Consider the following 18720-nt stretch of genomic DNA (forward strand, 5'->3'; position numbering starts at 1 on the left):
ACAGCGAACGGTGCTTATCCGTCATCCTGAATCCGCCGATGGCACCGACCCGTCTTATCGGAACTGGGTTGCGAGGCCGTTTCAATCGAATGGGAGCCCAACCGATCAGGAAGCCGACGGCTCGCGCAACGTTCGGAAGAAATCGCGCAGCTCCCGTACGAACAGCTCCGGCTGCTCGAAAGCCGCGAAGTGACCGCCCTTCGGCATTTCGCTCCAGTGCTGGATATTCGTGTAGCTCGCTTCCATCCACTTTCGCACCGGCGTGACGATCTCCTTGGGAAAGACGGCAATACCGGTCGGCACGGTTACCCTATGAGCCGCGCGGCGCTTCGCGCCAAAGCTTTCCCAGTATAAGCGCGCCGATGAAGCTGCCGTAGCCGTCACCCAATAGAGCATGATGTTGTCGAGCAGTTCATCGCGCCCCAAGATATTGTCGGGATGGCCGTCGCAATCGGTCCAGGCCCAGAACTTTTCCAGGATCCACGCGGCCTGCCCACTCGGCGAGTCCGTCAAACCATATCCCAGCGTCTGCGGCCGGGTCGATTGCTGCTTGGAATAGCCTGAATCCCAATCGGCGTAATACTGGATGCCCTTCAACGCCCGCGCTTCCTCAGGCGTTGGTTGTCCCTCCACATTGGGCCGAACTGACATCGCAAGCGTGATGTGAATGCCCGCGCAGTGTTCCGGATCCTGCGCGCCAAGCGCGGTGGTGATCGCCGATCCCCAATCGCCGCCCTGAGCGCCGTAGCGACCGTAGCCGAGGCCGTCCATCAGCACCGCCCAGCTTGACGCAATGCGATCGATGCCCCAGCCGGTCGTCTTCGGCTTGGCTGAGAACCCAAAGCCGGGCAGCGACGGGCAGACGACGTGAAACGCGTCGGCAGCATTGCCGCCATGTGCAGTCGGATCGGTCAACGGCTCGATCACCTTGTGAAACTCGACCACCGAGCCCGGCCAGCCATGCGTGATGATCAGCGGCATCGCGTCCGGATGCGGCGATCGGACGTGCAGGAGATGAATGTCGAGCCCGTCGATCTCGGTGGTGAACTGCGCAAAGCGATTGAGCCGCGCCTCGCGCTCACGCCAATCGTACTCCTCGGCCCAGTAGCGGCAGATATCCCTGACCCATTTCAGCGGCGCGCCCTGGCTCCAGTCGTCGACGAGTTCGGCTTCCGGCCACCGCGTGTTGCGCAGCCGCGATTTGAGATCGTCAAGCACGGCATCGCCGATCGAAATACGATAAGGCTTGATTTCAGCGCTCATGAAGACTCCAGCTCCGATGGATCACGGTGTCGCGCTCTCCAAGCTGATGCTACCGAAAAAAGTTGTGAGCGATTGCCTTTTGCTGGCGGGGCAAACGGCCATGGCGAGGCCGAAGTGTAACAAGGGCTACGGCAACGGCGGCTGCGACGGTAGCCCAAACGCGGGGGAACAGCTCCAACCCCGGCCTAAAGAAGGAGCTCCAGTTTCTTTCCAGCAACTGGCGTCGGCCCGTTAAATGCCGGCGAGCCGTTGCGCCGTGGTAACCACGGCAACGAACAATTTTTTCATAAGACCCCGATCTAGAGCAGACACGCCAAAGAGTGCCAAACGGTTTCACGCCTATCAAGCGATTAACAGGGTTTGACCGGTGTCTCTCCCCCTATCCGATATACGGCCATTCAACCCTTCCTGCCCGCCGCGAAACTTCCGCTGCGAGCGACATATTAAATGCGCATGACGTGGCCTCCGGATTGTCCATTCCGTCTTAACGGTGGTCGAAGGTTGTGATCGCAGTGGCGGATTCTGAACCCTAAGCAGCCAGCATGATGGTAGCGTACGGCTTCATATCAATGAAAAGGATAGGATTTACTGAGTAGCTCGAAAGCGTCGATACCTGGTCGGGGCCGCCTCGGCCGGTACTCCGTTATCCCCCAAAATATCCGCGACCAGTTCATCCTTAACCACCTTCTCCATCACAGCCCGCACAAGTCGCGTGCGCGAGACGCCGCGCTGTTTTGCAGCCTCCTGGAGATACTCAACTTCCAAGGGGATGACGATATTCTTGATAGTCACGGCCAGTCCTCGATGCTCCTTTGCTCTACTGATCCGCTCTGCTGACTCGTAATGTTGGCAAGAGTTGGAGAGGACGGAGGCAACCCTCGCCTTTCTGCCGTTGCGCTCTGCTCGCTGCGCTCATATGCATCGAAACATGCATAGCGGCAACGCGCGTCGCAGCCTAGGCAGATCAGCCATAAGCGTTCCGCCTCTGGCCTGCTCGCGATTTGTTAAATAAAGCCATTGGCTGCTTTGGGCGAAACACTCCGCTGACCAAAATGGCCTCACAGCAGGGTACCGGACGTCGGCTTGTAATTTAATTTGTTGGAAGCGATTAAACTTTACACGATCCAGGGGGCATATTAAATGAATGCCGACATTTAATCGCGGAGCGAGCTGCGAACGTATTTGAACTGCATCCCGCGCGAGGTTCTGTTCCGTCCGAAGGTCATAGGCTAGGAATACTTATGAAGGGGAGATCGAGCGAGATAGATAGGCTGCCAGTGACGGTGCTCAGCGGATTTTTGGGCGCAGGGAAGACAACGTTGCTTAATCGCGTACTGATGAATCGCGAAGGCCTACGCGTTGCGGTTATCGTCAATGACATGAGTCAGTTGAACATCGACGCGAATCTGGTCCGCAACGGTGGTGCCAACCTTTCACACACGACCGAGTCGCTCGTTGAGCTCAGTAATGGTTGCATATGCTGCACGTTACGCGACGATCTCCTATTGGAAGTCAGGCGATTGGCTGAACAACGGCGATTCGATTATCTTCTGATCGAAGGAACCGGGATTGCTGAACCTCTTCCCATTGCGGCAACGTTCTCGTTTCGCAACGAGGCCGGCGTCTCCCTTTCCGATGTTGCGAGACTCGACACGATGGTCACCGTCGTGGATGCCTTGAGCCTGCTCGCCAACTACAGCAGTCGCGATCTGCTGCGCGACCGCGGCGAGTTGCGCGATACGTACGACCAGCGGACGCTCGTCGATCTTTTGGTTGAGCAGATCGAGTTTGCTGATGTGGTGGTAATCAACAAAGTGTCAGAAGCGACTGAGGCAACGCGTGCGGAAATTCGCAAGGTAATCGCCGCACTAAATCCCCAGGCGTGCCAATTCGAGACTGACTTCGGAGAAATTCCTCTCAAGGCGATTCTTGACACCGGCCTTTTCAACGAAGCGAAGGCTGCGACTCACCCGCTCTGGTATAAAGAGCTATACAGCCCCGATTCTCATGTGCCGGAGACCGAGGAGTATGGCATATCCAGCTTCGTTTACAGGGAAAGACGTCCCTTCGATCCCGTTAAGCTGTTGTCGTTTCTCAACAAGCCCTGGCCGGGTGTGATACGCGCCAAGGGACATTTCTGGCTTGCCACACGTCCGGATTGGGTGGGTCTTCTCTCCGTTGCCGGTATGCAGCGTCGGTGCGAGCCCATGGGCTATTGGTGGGCGACAATCCCGAAGCCGAGCTGGCCAAGCAACCCTCAATTTCAAGAACAACTCAACAGCCGATGGGATGGCGCTTGGGGTGACCGCCGTCAGGAACTCGTGTTCATCGGTTCAGACATGGACGAAGCGCAAATCCGAGCCTTGCTGGATGCCTGCCTTCTCCATTCGGAAAACGGGTTCGATCCGCAGAGCTGGCGTAATCTGAGCGACCCATTTCCACCGTGGCATTATCCTAATCACACCAATAATATCGGCGTGTCCCTTCGTTAGCTGGAGCTCAATGCTTGCCGGCGTCCGAGACGCCCAGCGGCGAGGATGGCCTGCCCAACTGGCATCTCCACCACAATGGCGACGGCTGCAATCTTTATCGTCACCGTCTAATCGCCTAGGTCTTGAGAAGGCGCTTGGATCACCAAGCGATTCACGATTCTCGCCCGTCCAACAACAAGCGCCACCTTTACGAGCCTCTCGGCCCTCGCAAGCGATGCACTGCATGCGATTGTCATCGCCCAACAGCGAACCGATGTGACAACGCTAGTTCCAGCTTGGCGAGCCGCTCTTGGTGGGGGCCGAGAGCAGGGTGCGCATCCTTAACAGGCCATTGTATCGCGTCCTCTCCGGGAGCGTTGTCGGAACGTACGCGCCGCGGCAGCGGTCTGATTGGAAGCCATTGCAAACCTCTGGTTGATCTATTCCATCTCAAAACTATCAGAATGACCATTAAGAACGAGAGTTGTTCTGGAATTAACTACTTGAAAATCAAAACCATTTACCGCTTGGGGCGACCTGGATCGAGATCCGGTTAATAGCCGAAACTTGTTACTCGACACGGGGGAGATTTGATATTAAATATATTAATCGCATTAATACTTGCGGTTTAATTGAGGATGGAAATTAAACATTGCCGGCAGAGCCATGGTCTTAGCAACCATTGCGGATAGCAGCGCGATCGCGGCCGAGCGGCAGATCAAGCACTGTTGCTCGCCGACCCAGCATGCGTGCTCGTTCAGGATCACTGTAGAGCGCACCCTCGCTGTCCAGCGATCCAAGAGTGGCCCATCCATTAAAGCTGTTGCTTCGGCATCTATTCAGTCGTCAAGGCTGCAACCTGTCATACGTATTCCCCTCTCTCGGGCGAGGATATCATGAGGTCCTTCTACGAATATTTCGGTTCGGGCCGTATTGCTCTCGGTTTGCAGACCTGGCCACGCACTCTCCTGCGAGGAAACGCTCGCGCATCCGATTTGGACACTGAGAGCGAGTTGCTACTCGCGGCGCGGAAAGGGTGGGAAGGTCTGGGCAGGACCGGCTTAGGTACCGCCGCCTCGACTTTCACTCAACTTGCCGAGGCACGCTTCGCAGGGTTGACAGCGCAAGTGCGGGCAACAGCCGCTGCGACAGCCGAGCCAGCGATGCCAGATCCCGTTGTGCTCCTAGGCAGCGCCCCTTCCGTGGCCTTGGCGCCAACAATCATTGGGTCATCTTCGCCCCCTCCGGCGGTTGCCGCCATTTGTGGCTGCGGCTACTTCCTTGCTCCAACGCGGGTGCTCGACCAGCTGGCGGCCAATGCGGCACATGTGCATCTGAGCGGCCAAGTGAATGATAGCCGAGTGTCAGGCGGAGCGGATTTCCTGTTGACCGGCAAAGCCGGGATCATGGGAGCCTCAGTCAGCGCGGAGATGTCTTTACAGAATGTTGCTCCAATCAAAGATTGGACATTGGTAGGAGGCAGCCAGACTAATCCCGAAACTGGGAACGGCGAACTCGGTGTTCTGTCGGGTTCGGTTACAACTGCAAAGGTTTCCAGTCCGACTCCGACGGCATCGCCCAATCTCGCGGCCGCCGCCGCAACATCCACAAACCCGATCGTTCTTGAGAATCAGAAGCAGGGAACCCCGCAAAGTGTGTGGGATATCGACGGCGCTGGGAGTTCGAATATCGAAGGTTTTGCTACCGACATCAGCGTCGATAATGGCAACAGAATTGACTTCAAGATCAATACGAACTCATCAAACTACCGGATCGAGATCTATCGCCTCGGCTACTATGGCGGCATGGGGGCTCGATTGGTCACCACGATCCAGCACACGGGCGTACAAAATCAGCCTGCGCCGCTGCGTGACGCGACCACCGGCCTAGTCGATGCCGGCAATTGGTCTGTTTCCGCATCCTGGGATGTCCCGGCGGATGCAGTGTCCGGCGTCTACATTGCGAAGCTCGTGCGCCAGGACGGAGTCGAAGGCGCAAATCATATCCCATTTATCGTGAGGGATGACAGCAGCACCAGCGACATCATCTTCCAAACCTCGGACACGACGTGGCAGGCCTATAACGGCTGGGGCGGAGCAAATTTCTATGGCGGCAACGGTCCGGCAACGGGTCAAGGCGCAGGACGCGCGTACGCGGTGAGTTACAACCGTCCGATTGCCACCCGTGGCGGAATTGGTCAGGCCGCCGGGCCGCAAGACTATCTGTTCGGGGCCGAGTACTCGGCGATCTACTGGCTGGAGCAGAACGGTTACGATGTCTCTTACATGGCGGGCGTCGATGCTGACCGTTACGGCAGCTTGCTTCTTAACCACAAAATGTATCTCGACGTTGGTCACGACGAATACTGGTCGGGACAACAACGCGCCAATGTCCAGGCGGCCCGCGATGCCGGCGTGAATCTGGCATTCTGGAGCGGCAACGAGATGTATTGGCGCACGCGCTGGGGCAACAGCATAAGCAACGACGCCACCGCCTACCGCACTTTGATCTCCTACAAGGAGACGTGGTCACCGTCAGCGTCAATCGATCCAAGCAATGAGTGGACCGGAACCTTCCGTGATCCGCGCCTCAGCCCGCCGGCTGTCGGCGGTGGTATTCCGGAGAATGCCTTGATCGGCCAGATGTTCCAGGTCGATGACGTCGGCGTCAACCAACCCGATGCTCTGCAGGCAATCACGATTCCCTACGACGACGCCAACCTGCGCTTCTGGCGCAATACCAGCGTTGCCAATCTTCAGCCAGGGCAGACAGCGACGCTGACGAAGAACTATCTCGGCTATGAGTGGGATGAAGCACCCGACAACGGGTTCGATCCGGCCGGCCTAGTCCGGCTCTCCTCGACAACGCTTCCAGTCAGTACCTATCTACTCGACTACGGCAATACAGTCGGACCTGGCGTCTCGACACATAATTTAACCCTCTATCGCGCGCCGAGCGGCGCATTGGTCTTCGGCGCCGGAACGGTCTACTGGTCGTGGGGCCTGAGCGACAATCACGACCTGCAACCAACTCCCAGCGATCCTCGCGTCCAACAGGCGATGGTCAACCTTCTGGCCGACATGGGCATCCAGCCGGGAACGCTTCAGTCGGGGCTGGTCCCCACGACCGCCTCAACCGATGCCACCGCTCCAACCTCCACTATCAATCCGATCGCAAGCTTCACCGCGCAAAGTACGGTCACGATTTCCGGCACGGCATCGGACCTCGGCGGCGGCGTGATTGGGGCCGTGGAAGTGTCAACAGATGGCGGATTGACTTGGTACAATGCAATCGGTGACGAGAACTGGACCTATACCTGGTCGCCGCAGGTTGCCGGGACCTACACGATTAAGAGCCGCGCGGTCGACGATTCCATCAATCTGGAAACGCCTTCAGCAGGTCGCACCGTAGTCGTCTCTGCTCCATCTTACATTACGCTTTTCTCGGGCTCGGCAACGCCTGCTATCGTCAACGTCACGGATGCAAGCGCGGTCGAGCTAGGCGTGAAGTTTCAAACCTCGGTGGCCGGTACTGTAAGCGGGATCCGCTTCTATAAGAGCAGCCAGGATACGGGCACCCACACAGGCGAACTTTGGACCAGTACAGGTACCTTGCTGGCAACCGCTACCTTCACAAACGAAACCGCATCCGGCTGGCAGAGCGTGACCTTCTCCAATCCGGTCACACTGACGCCGAACACCACTTACGTCGCTTCCTACCACACGAATGTGGGCCATTACTCCGTCAGCCCTGACTATTTCACGAGCAATGTGACAAGCGGTCCACTGACCGCTTTCGCCAATGGCAATGGCGTCTACACCTACAGCAGTAACCGCGCGTTCCCGACAAACACGTTTTCGGGGGAGAATTACTGGGTTGACGTCATGTTCAATCCGTCCACCGCCAATAGCGCACCGGTAGCCGCGAATGACGCCGGGCCGACCGCGACACGCGATTTGGCCATGACGATCGCGGCATCGACCCTGATAGGGAACGACAGCGATCCCGATGGTGATTCACTGGTCGTCACCGCGGTGAGCGGAGCGACGAACGGTACGGTCGCCCTCAACACCCAACCCAATCCGCAGAACAACACTATCACGTTCACGCCCAATGCCGGCTACACCGGTCCGGCAAGCTTCACCTACACGATCTCCGACGGGCGCGGCGGCACAGCTTCGGCCACTGTCAGCTTCGCCGTGGCGCCGCCCGGTGCGGCTCCGGTTAGCCTGTTCAGTGCGTCAAATACACCCGCACAGACCAGCCTTAATGACGGGCAACAGCTTGAGGTCGGGGTGAAGTTCACCTCCTCCGTGGCCGGTCAGATTACGGCTCTCAAATTCTACCGCAGCGCTAGCGACACCGGCAGCGACCTCGTTAATCTCTGGACTGCAACAGGCACTCTTCTAGGCAGCGCGACGTTTACCAATACGGCAGCCAGCGGCTGGCAGACGGTGAACCTGCCGTCCGCGGTTTCTATCGCCGCCAACACCACCTACATTGCTTCCTACCACACGACCGGCGCCTATGTGGCGACCAACAATTACTTCACAACGGCTGTCACGAACGGCCCCTTGACTGCACCCTCCACCACGACGATCGCCGGCGGCAACGGGGTGTATTCATATGGCGGCACCAGCACGACCGGCATCTTCCCGACCAATACCTATGGCGCCGCAAATTATTGGGTGGATGTCGTGTTTTCGCCGAGCGGCGGCGGCAGCAACCAGCCGCCGGTTGCCAACAACGACAGCGGCTACACCACCACGCAGAACACCGCGCTGGCGATCGCGGCGGCTGCGCTGCTCGCCAACGACACCGATCCGGACGGCGGTACACTGACGATCACAGGCGCAACGGGCGCCGTCAACGGCACGGTCAGCTTCAACAGCCAGACCAATACAGTTACCTTCACCCCGACCACTGGCTATACCGGACCCGCGTCCTTCAGCTACGCCATCGCCGACGGACAGGGCGGCACGGCCACTGCAACGGTCAGTCTGACAGTGAATACCGCAACTAACCAGCCGCCGGTTGCCAACAATGACAGCGGCTACAGCACCACGCAGAATACAGCTCTGACCATTGCCGCATCAGCTCTGCTTGCCAACGATACAGATCCGAATGGCGATCCGCTGACCATCACGGGTGTGAGCGGCGCCGTCAACGGCACCGTCAGCTTCAACGCCCAGACCAATGTGGTCACCTTCACGCCGACCACCGGCTACACCGGCGCCGCATCCTTCAGCTATGGCATCTCCGATGGGCGCGGCGGCACCGCGACTGCAACAGCCAATTTGACAGTGACCACGCCATCGGTGAGCTTGTTCTCAAGTTCGGACACGCCGGCGGCTCTCTCGGATCCCGACGCGGCCCAGGTCAATCTCGGGGTGCGGTTCACGTCCTCTGCAGCCGGCACCATCAACGGCATCAAATACTACAAGGGCGCCGGCGACACTGGCACCCATGCAGGTTCATTGTGGAGCAGCACCGGCACGCTGCTGGCGACCGCCACGTTCACAAACGAAACCAGCAGTGGTTGGCAGACGGTCACCTTCAGCAATCCCGTTTCGATCACCGCCGGCACGACCTATGTGGCAAGCTTCCACAGCAACGGCCACTACACGTCGACCGGCAACTACTTCACCACCGCGCGCGTCAATGGCCCGCTCACGGCACCCGCTGCCAACAATGGCGTCTACACCTATGGCACGGGAAACCTGTTCCCGACGAGCACCTTCGGTGCCACCAACTACTGGGTGGACGTGCTGTTCAGCCCCGCGAGCAGCGGTGCCAACCAGGCACCGATCGCGGCGAACGACTCCGGCTTCAGCGTCACTCAAGACTCCACGATCACGATCGCGGCGTCGGCGCTGCTCGCCAACGACACCGATCCGGACGGCGATAACCTGACAATCACGGGCGTAAGCACAGGAGCCAACTCCAACGGCACCGCGAGCTTCAATGCCCAGACCAACACCGTCACCTTCACACCCAACGCCGGCTATACAGGCCCGGCGTCGTTCACATATGCCACCTCTGACGGCCGCGGCGGGACGGCCAACGCAACGGCCTCTTTGACCGTCAACGCGGCATCTGCGAGCATCGTAAGCTTGTTCAGCTCCAATCCGACACCGAGCTTGGTATCAGTTAATGACCCGAACTCAGTCGAGCTCGGGCTCAAATTCCAGTCGTCCAGCGCCGGCGACATCACAGGGCTGCGCTTCTACAAGGGCGCGTCGAACACCGGCACCCATGTCGCGCATCTCTGGACCAGCACCGGTACCCTGCTCGCCAGCGCCACCTTCACGAACGAGACCGCGAGCGGCTGGCAGCAGGTGAACTTCGCCACACCGGTGACAATCACTGCAGGAACGACGTATGTTGCGTCCTATCACACGTCAGGAAACTACGCCGCCGATCCCGGCCTGTTTAACTCGGCAGTTAGCAACGGACCGCTGACCGCACCATCGTCTGCCACAAGTGGAGGGAACGGCGTGTACGCTTATGGATCAGGCGCCCTTTTCCCGACGAATAGCTACAACTCCACGAGTTATGGCGTCGACGTTCTGTTCCGTCCGCAACTTGTGGCCTGACAAGGAGAATTTGCTTGCTTCACCGGAGCCTCGGCGACTTGGACTTTAGTCCTCGATCGCCCTGCTCCGATGGACGTCTCGCTGCGCAACAGCAGTCAGATCGACGGATTGTTGCCAAACATTGAGGAGTTTGTTCACTCGTCGGGCCGCTCGGGTTTCGGCTGAGATGTTTCACTGCTGTAAAGTCGTGCGGGAGAGCCGAACGCCTTGGCTCCTGGTGGGATATCCCGATTGACCAGCGAGTTTGCGCCGATCACCGCCCTGTCTCCTACCGTGACCCCCATCTGAATGACGGCATTTGGGCCGATGTAGACCCCGTGACCGATTTTTGTCGGCGCGTAGTCGATCGGCTTCGCTCCAAGCGAGGTCGAGCGATTCACGGTGTTGTGTGTGTAGATCTGAACACCAGCGGAAATGGAGCACCAATCGCCGATCTCAAGGCCCCCACCCGTTCCGTCCAGAATGCAGCCCGGGCCGATCCAAGTATTTCGACCGACGATGACGTCGCTCCGAACGAGCACATTATCATACATTGTCGTGCCCTCTCCGAACCCATAAGAAGCAGCGTTGTCATGGCGGTCGGAAAGCAAATCCCCGATCGACACTCTTCTATTGAACTGTCGCTTCTTGCGAGCTGCAAGAAGTTGAAAAAAGCGCCGACAGAGTGCCAACCATTCGTCAGCCTGTTCTTCGGTGATTCGATGATCAAACTTTGAGTCCATTGGGCTTCTGCGCTCTCCGCCTACGCATGAATGGGATCTCGACCTGAAATTACGCGTTCTGACATGTCATGGGAATGGCGAAGTTGGCGGTGGTTGCGCTCGGCGTCATGGCCCTGGTGACCTATCAGAGGAATCCGTCTTCTTGCGTGTTCTTAAACCGGTCAAAGTTTTTCCGAACGCGCGGCAGCCTTCTCGGGGATACTCTTCAATCTCGGACTTCCCAAGGAAATAGCTCTACGGCTTCGACGTTCGTGGATTGCAACAGCTTCGCAGCCAAAAACGGGGCGAGCTTCTCGGCGATCCTTTGCCGGTCAACATGTATCTCGCGACCAATCGCGTCGGAATACAGACGCAGCATATGGATCGTGTTACGCGGCACCTTGCACACTACCTGGCCGGACTCTGTTTTTGCGGGCACCCGGAGGGCTTGCCCATCCCAAGTGACCTGGTCGAACAACCAGCGAACCACGTTAAACACCTTCCAAGTTAATCAAGATATTATATTGCAAGCGACTTCTAGGCAAGTTACAGTTAAATATATTATACCATGATTTAAATTAAAAGCTTGCCTATTTATGTTCGAAGAGCTCCTTGTCATTATTGGCTTGGAAGTGGTTCTACTCGTTTCAATCGCAGCGATGACGTTTCATCATAGGCGAATGGATGTGCTTAGTGGGCGCTATTTTGCAAACGACCAAAGCGATCACATGACGCCTGATTCGGGCAGCGAACTCGAGTGCGAGCAAACGGCACGACAACAAAAGGACGTGGTGGCCGGTCTCCTAGACGGAAGGTCAAGACCGCCTCTGCCCCGTAGCTCCGAATCGACGCGTATTCGCAGATGGGCGTTGTGGCGCTCTTACATTGACCGCCTTGCTGCCGCCCACGTCTCGGCGCCGGCGAGTCGAGCTTGGGGTTCACGACGCGCGCAATCCGTATCGAAGGCTGACGTCTCGACCAACGCGGTTGGCCAGGGTAGCCGAACGCGTGCGGCACTCCCCGAGGGTATCCGAATATATGCAGTGGGCGACATACACGGCCGCTCCGATCTTCTGGAGAGCCTGCTGGCCGCCATCGATGCCGATTGCAAGCAACGTCCGGTCCCCCGCCCAATTACCCTCTTTCTCGGTGACTACATCGACAGAGGACCAGACTCCCGAAATGTGCTCGATTTGCTACTGCAATGGCAGCGGACTCGCGAAGCAATCTTTCTGCGCGGGAACCACGAGATTTTCCTGCCGCGTTTCCTTGGCGATCCACGAAGCTTGGATGAATGGCGACAGTACGGCGGCCTCGAAACCCTGCTGTCTTATGGTCTTAAACCGAGCATCAATCCTGATCGCCACGAGCAGATCAGGCTGGCGATCGAGTTCGCGGATATTCTTCCGAAAGAGCACCTCGATTTTCTGAACTCACTCGAATTATTGTTTAGCTGCGGCGATTTTCTTTTTGTCCATGCCGGCGTGCGTCCTTGCGTTCCGATCCACGAGCAGACGGAGGATGATCTGCTCTGGATCCGCGATGATTTTCTCACCTGGGAAGGGCCGTTCGAACGATTTGTGGTGCACGGCCATACACCGGTGAGCGAGCCCGATCTGCGGCCGAACCGGATCAATATTGACACGGGAGCCTACGCAACAGGACGGCTTACCTGCGTCGTCATCGAGAACGCTGCCGTTACCCAGTTGGCGAGTGACGAGATTCAGTTGGACGGAACGTTCAGCGTTCCTTCAACGCGTGCTGCGCCTGATCCTGCAAGGGCTTGAGCAGATAGGACAGCGCGGTTCTCGACGGCGTCTTGATAAAAACCTCGACGGGCATGCCCGGCACCACCTTGGCCGATCCGAGCTTTGCCAGTTCCTCGGGCTTGAGCAGAACCCGAGCCGTGTAATAGCTCGCGCCGGTCCGCTGTTCCTGTGTGAGGTCTGCTGAGACCACGGCGACTTCCCCATCTATCTCGGGGGTTGTCTTCTGATTGAAGGCCGCAAACCGAAGCGTTGCCGATTGACCAACATAGACCTGATCAATTTCTCGGGGAGCAATCTTAACCTCAACTGCGAGGGCGTCGGCATCCGGCACGATGAGCATGATCTGCTCGCCCGGGGCGATCACGCCTCCGACAGTATGGACCGCAAGCTGGTGAACTCGGCCGGACTGGGGTGCTCGAATGTCAATGCGATTGAGCTGGTCCACGGCAGCGATCTTGCGTTCAGCAAGTTCGGACAGCTTTGAGCGGGTTTCGATCAAATCCTTGCCAACCTCGGTTCGCAAATCCTGATCGATTTGAATGATCTGAAGTTCGACCTCGGCGATTTTGCCCTTTGCCTGCGCGATCATCCCGGCCAGTTGACTACGCTCGCCCTCCAGACGAGCGCTGTCGCGCTCCAGCGCGTTGAGCCGAGCGATCGGCACGAGATTCTTCTGCCAGAGGCCGCGAACTCCCTCCAGTTCCCCAAGGATGAAATTGACTTCCTTCTGCTTGGCCTCGGCTTGTCCTGTATAGCCCTTGATTTCGTCCTGTAGCTGCGCCCGCCGCTCCTTGAGCTGCGACTTCTGCCCGTTCCGGGCCTGGCTGCGAAGGTCAAACAACGCCCGTTCGGCAGCGATGGCCCGCCCGGCTTCGGAACGGCTGTCTTTCATCCTTTCCAGCAGCGCCTTTGGGAATGCAATCTGGTCGACGCTGTCCCGTTCCGCTTCGAGGCGAGCCTGGCGAGCGAGCAGTTCGTCGAGGCTCTTGGTGACGATCGTCGCGTTAGCCAGTGTCTGTGTTTCATCGAGACGAATTAGTATGTCACCCGCACTAACCTTGTCTCCGTCCCGCACCCGCAGCTCGCCGACAATACCGCCGGTGCCGTGCTGAACTTTCTTCACGCTCGAATCGACGACGACGACGCCTTGTCCGATCACGGCGCCGGATAACTGCGAAGTTGCCGCCCAGCCGCCGATTCCAAATGTCACGAACGCCGTCATGATGATCCCGACGACCATGTACCGCTGAATCGAGTGCAGCGCCGGAGTCACCGCACTGTCCATCTGCCGCCTCCCTGGCTATCCGCCACCACCTTGAGCGGGACGGGTGTCCGCAGCACGGTCCTGAGAACCTCCTCTTTCGGACCAAACGACTGCGCTCTTCCATCGCCCACTACCAATACGTGATCGACGGCTTCAAGCGCTTTTGGACGATGGGCAACGACTACGACAATGCCCCCGCGGTTCCGCACGTTGACGATTGCCTCGGTCAGCGCTGCCTCCCCCTCTGCATCGAGATTTGAGGTCGGCTCATCAAGCACCACCAGGAAGGGGTTGCCGTAGAAGGCACGCGCAAGCCCGATCCGTTGTCGCTGGCCGGCGGACAAGGACATTCCGCCCTCACCAACCTGGGTACTATAGCCCTCCGGGAATGAAAGGATGAGATCATGCACGCCTGCAATCCGTGCCGCTTCCAGGACGGCGTCCGGGGTGGCTTTTAGATCGAATCGCGCAATATTAACGGCGATGCTGCCCTCGAACAGTTCGATATCCTGCGGCAGATAGCCGATATGTTTACCCAATGCTTCCGAGGACCACTGATCCAGCGCAGCGTTGTCGAGCTTGATCCTGCCACGAAGCCGTGGCCAGACACCAACAAGCGCACGGGCCAACGTCGACTTGCCGGCACCGCTCGGCCCGATGATTCCGACGGCCTCGCCCTTTCGCAGCTGGAAAGAAACATCATTAAGGATCAGCTTGTCTGAATCCGGCGCCGCGACATAAAGCTGCTCCACCACGAACGTTTCGGTCGGCGCCGGCAGCGCGAGCGGCTCCTTCTCCTTTGGCAGAAGTTCAAGCAGCTGATCCAGCCGTTGTCCGGACTGACGCGCGGCGACGAATCCTTTCCAGTTGGCGATCGCCGTCTCTACCGGGGCAAGTGCCCTCGCCGTCAGGATCGATCCAGCAATGATGATGCCGGCCGTAGATTCCTGATTGATGACAAGGACCGCGCCAACGGCAAGGACAAGCGACTGGAGAAATGAACGAAACACCTTGGACAGCCCACCGAGCCCGCTCGCCACATCGCTCGTTCTCTCGTGTGCGGCAAGGTATTTGGTATTCGTGGCCTGCCAACGCTGCGCAGCCTGCCGCCTCATGCCCATGGCCTGCAGAACTTCGGCGTTTCGTCGCCCCTCCGCAGCAAGCGCACTGCGTGAAACTGCCAACTGCGCAGATGCCTTTGCCGGGCCGCGCGTTCGCGTTTCAGTCAATACTGTTATGGAGACCAGCAACAGCCCACCCATCAGGGCGGTCACGCCGATCCAGAAATGAAAAAGGAAGCAGATGCCGAGATAAATGGGCATCCAGGGCAGGTCAAACAGCGCAGTTGGTCCGCCTCCCGAAAGAAAGCTTCGGACCTGATCAAGATCTCGAAGGGGTTGCATGCCGTCGCCGTCGCCCCGGGTCTTCAGCGGAAGACGAACCATCGAATCGAAGACTCGCGCCCCAAGCGTTTCGTCGAAGTAGCGGCCAATGCGCGCGCTTATTCGATTTCGGACCAGATCCAGCCCACCCTGAAAGACGTAGAGCACTGTGGCAAGGAACAAGAGCGCGACCAATGTCGGTATGCTCCGTCCGGGTAGCACCCGATCATAGACCTGGAGCATGAAGAATGAGCCCGTGAGCATCAAAAGATTGCTCAGGCCACTGAACATTGCCAGGCCCCAAAAAATCCGCCGGCAAGACCCCAAGAAGGTCTTCATCTCAGATCGCGGTTCATCGTAGTCACGCGTCGAGCGCCACCGCGGGAATATGCGCTGTCGAATTGCTTCGACCAGACGCTCTGCCGATCCAATCAACTCTGAAATGCGCAAGCGCGAGCGCGCACGTTCCACCAGAATCCCCAAGGCGGCGACAAATACCGCCCAATTCGATACGTCTATCTCGTCTAACTTCTGGGGCGGGGAGATTTCCGCCCGCCGTGCGAAATCAGTCATGGTACTTGCCCCTTGAACCATGCCCTTATTGAGGTGATATCCCCAAGGCAGATTTATACTAACTCCCTTTTACAAACCTTGCTCAGGCGAAGTGGAAGTCCTGACTACTCAGCGCACTCAGCTTGGTATTCTTCAGTGTGAGCGTATCGCTTCCACTGGAAATGACGATATCCTGACCAACTTGGCTCGCGTGCGAGAGCACGCTCGCAAAACTGTCGAACACCGTCTTGCTGAACTGGATCGTGTCCTGCGGGCTTCCACTGGCCGCGAAATCCTTAATGACGTCGCGGCCGAAATTTACGGCAAACACGAAAGTGTCGGCCTGACCGCCGCCAACCAGGATGTCATTACCTGAGGTGCTCTTCAGCGTATTGCTGCCTGTCGAGCCGAGAATAGCGCTGCCCGAAGTCCCAACGATCTGGCCACTGCTATCGATCTGCTTGGCAGTATAGGTGTGTAACGTGTCGGACACGGCCGACGATGTCTGGAAGGACCAAGTACCATCGGCCGCCGCAGTAACTTTTCCAATCGACGTGTTGCCGTCGTACAGCTTGATCTGACTATTGGGATCGGCGACGCCCTTGATGGTGACGATGTCACTCCAGTTCTTGTACATGGTGGTCAAGGCGACTGACGAAATCGGCGCATTCCCACTTGAACCAGTAATCGAACCATCCCCATTGAGGTCCTGATGGAAAGAGGTTTCGAGCGATCTTAGCGCGGTGTTGGTCCCCGACACGAAGCTGAGAGTATTGGTGATATAGTTGCCGCTGCTGTCAGTGCTCCAAGTATTGTACTGACCGGTACCGGCGTTTTTCCATACCACATTGTAGCCCGTTGCGGTCTGCTCGGCGCCGATCGGCGCCCAGCCCGCCCACATGCCCTCGGTCACCGGCGCGCCACCAAATTTCAAGACCGGACCAGGACCGGCATGGTTGAGGAAATAATTGCTGCCGATCTGGGTCAGGCTGGTNGAGCCGGCCGACTCGATCACCACGGTGGGCGCGCCGATTGTGCCGTCGCCGTTGAGGTCCTGCTGGAACGAGGTCTCGAGCAATCTTAGCGCTGTGTTGGTCCCTGACACGAAGCTGAGAGTATTGGTGATATAATTGCCGCTACTGTCAGTGCTCCAAGCATTGTACTGACCGGTGCCGTTTTTCCATACTACATTGTAGCCCGTTGCGGTCTGCTCGGCGCCGATCGGCGCCCAGCCCGCCCACATGCCCTCGGTCACCGGCGCGCCGCCGAATTTCAGTGCAGGACCGGTCCCACCGCTGCTGCTGTTGAGGTAGTATTTATTGCCGCTCTCAACGAGGCTCGTCGCACCAGCCGACTCGATCGACGTACTTGGTGTCGGCGTTGGCGACGTCCCACTGATCACGCTGCTGATCGACTGCGACGTATCGCTCACATTGCCTGCCACGTCGGCAGCCTTGGCCGTCAGCGTGTGCGTGCCAGTCGACAAGGCATTTGTCGTAACGCTCCAGGCCCCGGTCGAGTTTGTTGTCCCCGTTCCGACCGCCGTGGTCCCGTCGTAGACCGTGACCGTGCTGTTGGCCTCCGCGGTCCCGGACAGCTTGACCTGATTGGTATTGACGATGGCGTTGCTGCTCAGGACCGGGGCAGTCGGCGCCACCGTATCCACCGTCACGGTCACCGCGCCGGACGCGGCGCTGGTCTGGCCGCTCGAATTGGTCGCGGTCGCGGTCAGCACATGCTTGGCGTTGGTCAGGACCGAGGTGATGTAGTCCCAACTCCCGGTCGAACTGGCGGTTGTCGTGCCGATCTGGGTCGAGCCATCGTAAATCTTGATGGTGCTGTTGGCGGCCGCGGTACCCTTGAGCTGGAGGGTATTGTCGCTGGTGATGCCATCGCCGGCCTTCCCGGTGTCGTTCGAGAACGACGCGATGGTCGGCGTCGCCGGTGTAGCCGGGGGTGCCGAGGTGCCGGTGCTGGCCGTGACCACGGCAGACGCCGCGCCGGTGTTGCCTGCCGCATCCGTCGCCTTTGCGGTGAGGCTGTGCGAACCGGCCGCAAGGGCACCGGTGGTATAGTTCCACGCGCCACTGCTGTTGGCCGTCGCGGTCCCGATCTGGGTCGTGCCGTCGAACACCTTCACGACGCTGTTCGCTTCCGCCGTACCGGTCAGGTTCAGGCCGCCGTTGGCGTTGTTGGTTGGCGTCGCCATCGTCGGGGCCGTAGGCGCCGCGGTGTCAATTTTCACGGCAAGCACCGATGACGTCGAACTGGTGCCCGACGTTGTGGTGGCCGTGGCCTTGAGGCTATGGTTGCCGTCCGTCAGCGCAGCGGTCGTGTAGGTCCAGGCGCCACTGCTGTTGGCCGTGGCGGTCCCGATCTGGGTCGCACCGTCGAACACCTTCACGGTGCTGTTCGCGGCCGCGCTGCCGCTCACAGTCAGCGTGTTGTCGTTGGTGATGCCATCACCGGATGCGCCGCTGTCGTTCGAAAAGTGGTCGATCGTTGTCATCCCGCCGCCGCCGCCTTCCACTGGGAAAGGCGGTGGGATAAGTGGACCTGGAACGAGTTCACCATTTACGATCGTTGCGGAGCGGACATTTTCCCACTGAGTAATGTTTATGTCCGCATTGACTTCCTGAAAGAGAATGTCGTCGTAGCCAAACGGTCCGACAAAATACACGTCCTTGAGGGATACCGAGATATCGTTTGCATCCGCGGCAAT

10 protein-coding genes are annotated in these 18720 nt (G+C 58.5%); 3 read left to right on the plus strand and 7 right to left on the minus strand.

The features are described from left to right. Nucleotides 1-105 precede the first annotated feature (105 nt). Nucleotides 106-1263 carry an epoxide hydrolase family protein gene (locus YUO_RS0127360; RefSeq protein ID WP_028350137.1) on the minus strand — a complete coding sequence of 386 codons (1158 nt, stop codon included), beginning with the start codon at nt 1261-1263 and terminating at the stop codon, nt 106-108. A gap of 585 nt (nt 1264-1848) precedes the next feature. Beyond that, on the minus strand, nt 1849-2055 hold the full coding sequence (locus tag YUO_RS0127370; RefSeq protein ID WP_028350139.1) for a hypothetical protein: 207 nt from the start codon (nt 2053-2055) through the stop codon (nt 1849-1851). A gap of 449 nt (nt 2056-2504) precedes the next feature. Here YUO_RS0127370 and YUO_RS41870 point away from each other — a divergent pair, with 449 nt between their 5' ends. Further along, a complete protein-coding gene (locus YUO_RS41870) occupies nt 2505-3755 on the plus strand; it encodes a GTP-binding protein (RefSeq protein WP_051379673.1) in 1251 nt (416 codons plus the stop codon). 875 nt (nt 3756-4630) lie between these two features. Next, the gene (locus YUO_RS41875) at nt 4631-10330 is read left to right on the plus strand and encodes a DUF4082 domain-containing protein (protein ID WP_083754735.1); all 5700 of its coding nucleotides are present in this window, start codon (nt 4631-4633) and stop codon (nt 10328-10330) included. 134 nt (nt 10331-10464) lie between these two features. On the opposite strand, the gene YUO_RS0127390 is transcribed toward YUO_RS41875, so the two are convergent. Together YUO_RS0127390 and YUO_RS0127395 are read right to left on the minus strand one after the other, a co-directional pair. After that, on the minus strand, nt 10465-11052 hold the full coding sequence (locus tag YUO_RS0127390) for an acyltransferase (protein ID WP_035727752.1): 588 nt from the start codon (nt 11050-11052) through the stop codon (nt 10465-10467). Nucleotides 11053-11257: 205 nt separating this feature from the next. After that, nucleotides 11258-11521 carry a hypothetical protein gene (locus YUO_RS0127395; protein ID WP_156908791.1) on the minus strand — a complete coding sequence of 88 codons (264 nt, stop codon included), beginning with the start codon at nt 11519-11521 and terminating at the stop codon, nt 11258-11260. A 538-nt stretch (nt 11522-12059) separates the two neighbouring features. Here YUO_RS0127395 and YUO_RS41880 point away from each other — a divergent pair. Next, the gene (locus YUO_RS41880) at nt 12060-12818 is read left to right on the plus strand and encodes a metallophosphoesterase family protein (RefSeq protein ID WP_283806429.1); all 759 of its coding nucleotides are present in this window, start codon (nt 12060-12062) and stop codon (nt 12816-12818) included. Here YUO_RS41880 and YUO_RS0127405 read toward each other — a convergent pair. The 3 genes from YUO_RS0127405 to YUO_RS41890 all read right to left on the minus strand — a co-directional run bounded on the left by YUO_RS0127405 (nt 12772) and on the right by YUO_RS41890 (nt 18507). Beyond that, on the minus strand, nt 12772-14085 hold the full coding sequence (locus tag YUO_RS0127405; RefSeq protein WP_028350143.1) for an HlyD family type I secretion periplasmic adaptor subunit: 1314 nt from the start codon (nt 14083-14085) through the stop codon (nt 12772-12774). The genes YUO_RS41880 and YUO_RS0127405 overlap by 47 nt on opposite strands. After that, nucleotides 14070-15785, minus strand: coding sequence for a type I secretion system permease/ATPase (locus tag YUO_RS41885; RefSeq protein ID WP_035727770.1), 1716 nt, complete (start codon nt 15783-15785; stop codon nt 14070-14072). Before YUO_RS41885 ends, YUO_RS0127405 begins: the two co-directional genes overlap by 16 nt. A gap of 316 nt (nt 15786-16101) precedes the next feature. Then, nucleotides 16102-18507, minus strand: a complete 2406-nt coding sequence (locus YUO_RS41890) for an Ig-like domain-containing protein (RefSeq protein WP_430649563.1) — start codon at nt 18505-18507, stop codon at nt 16102-16104. Nucleotides 18508-18720 lie beyond the last annotated feature (213 nt).

It is taken from the genome of Bradyrhizobium murdochi (assembly GCF_000472965.1).
In the GTDB taxonomy this organism is placed as follows: Bacteria; Pseudomonadota; Alphaproteobacteria; order Rhizobiales; family Xanthobacteraceae; genus Bradyrhizobium; species Bradyrhizobium murdochi.

Coding starts and splice junctions, on each gene's coding strand:
- YUO_RS41870 (WP_051379673.1), top strand. CDS start 2,505: ATGAAGGGGAGATCGAGCGAGATAGATAGGCTGCCAGTGACGGTGCTC.
- YUO_RS0127360 (WP_028350137.1), bottom strand. CDS start 1,263: ATGAGCGCTGAAATCAAGCCTTATCGTATTTCGATCGGCGATGCCGTG.
- YUO_RS0127405 (WP_028350143.1), bottom strand. CDS start 14,085: ATGGACAGTGCGGTGACTCCGGCGCTGCACTCGATTCAGCGGTACATG.
- YUO_RS41875 (WP_083754735.1), top strand. CDS start 4,631: ATGAGGTCCTTCTACGAATATTTCGGTTCGGGCCGTATTGCTCTCGGT.
- YUO_RS0127390 (WP_035727752.1), bottom strand. CDS start 11,052: ATGGACTCAAAGTTTGATCATCGAATCACCGAAGAACAGGCTGACGAA.
- YUO_RS41885 (WP_035727770.1), bottom strand. CDS start 15,785: ATGAAGACCTTCTTGGGGTCTTGCCGGCGGATTTTTTGGGGCCTGGCA.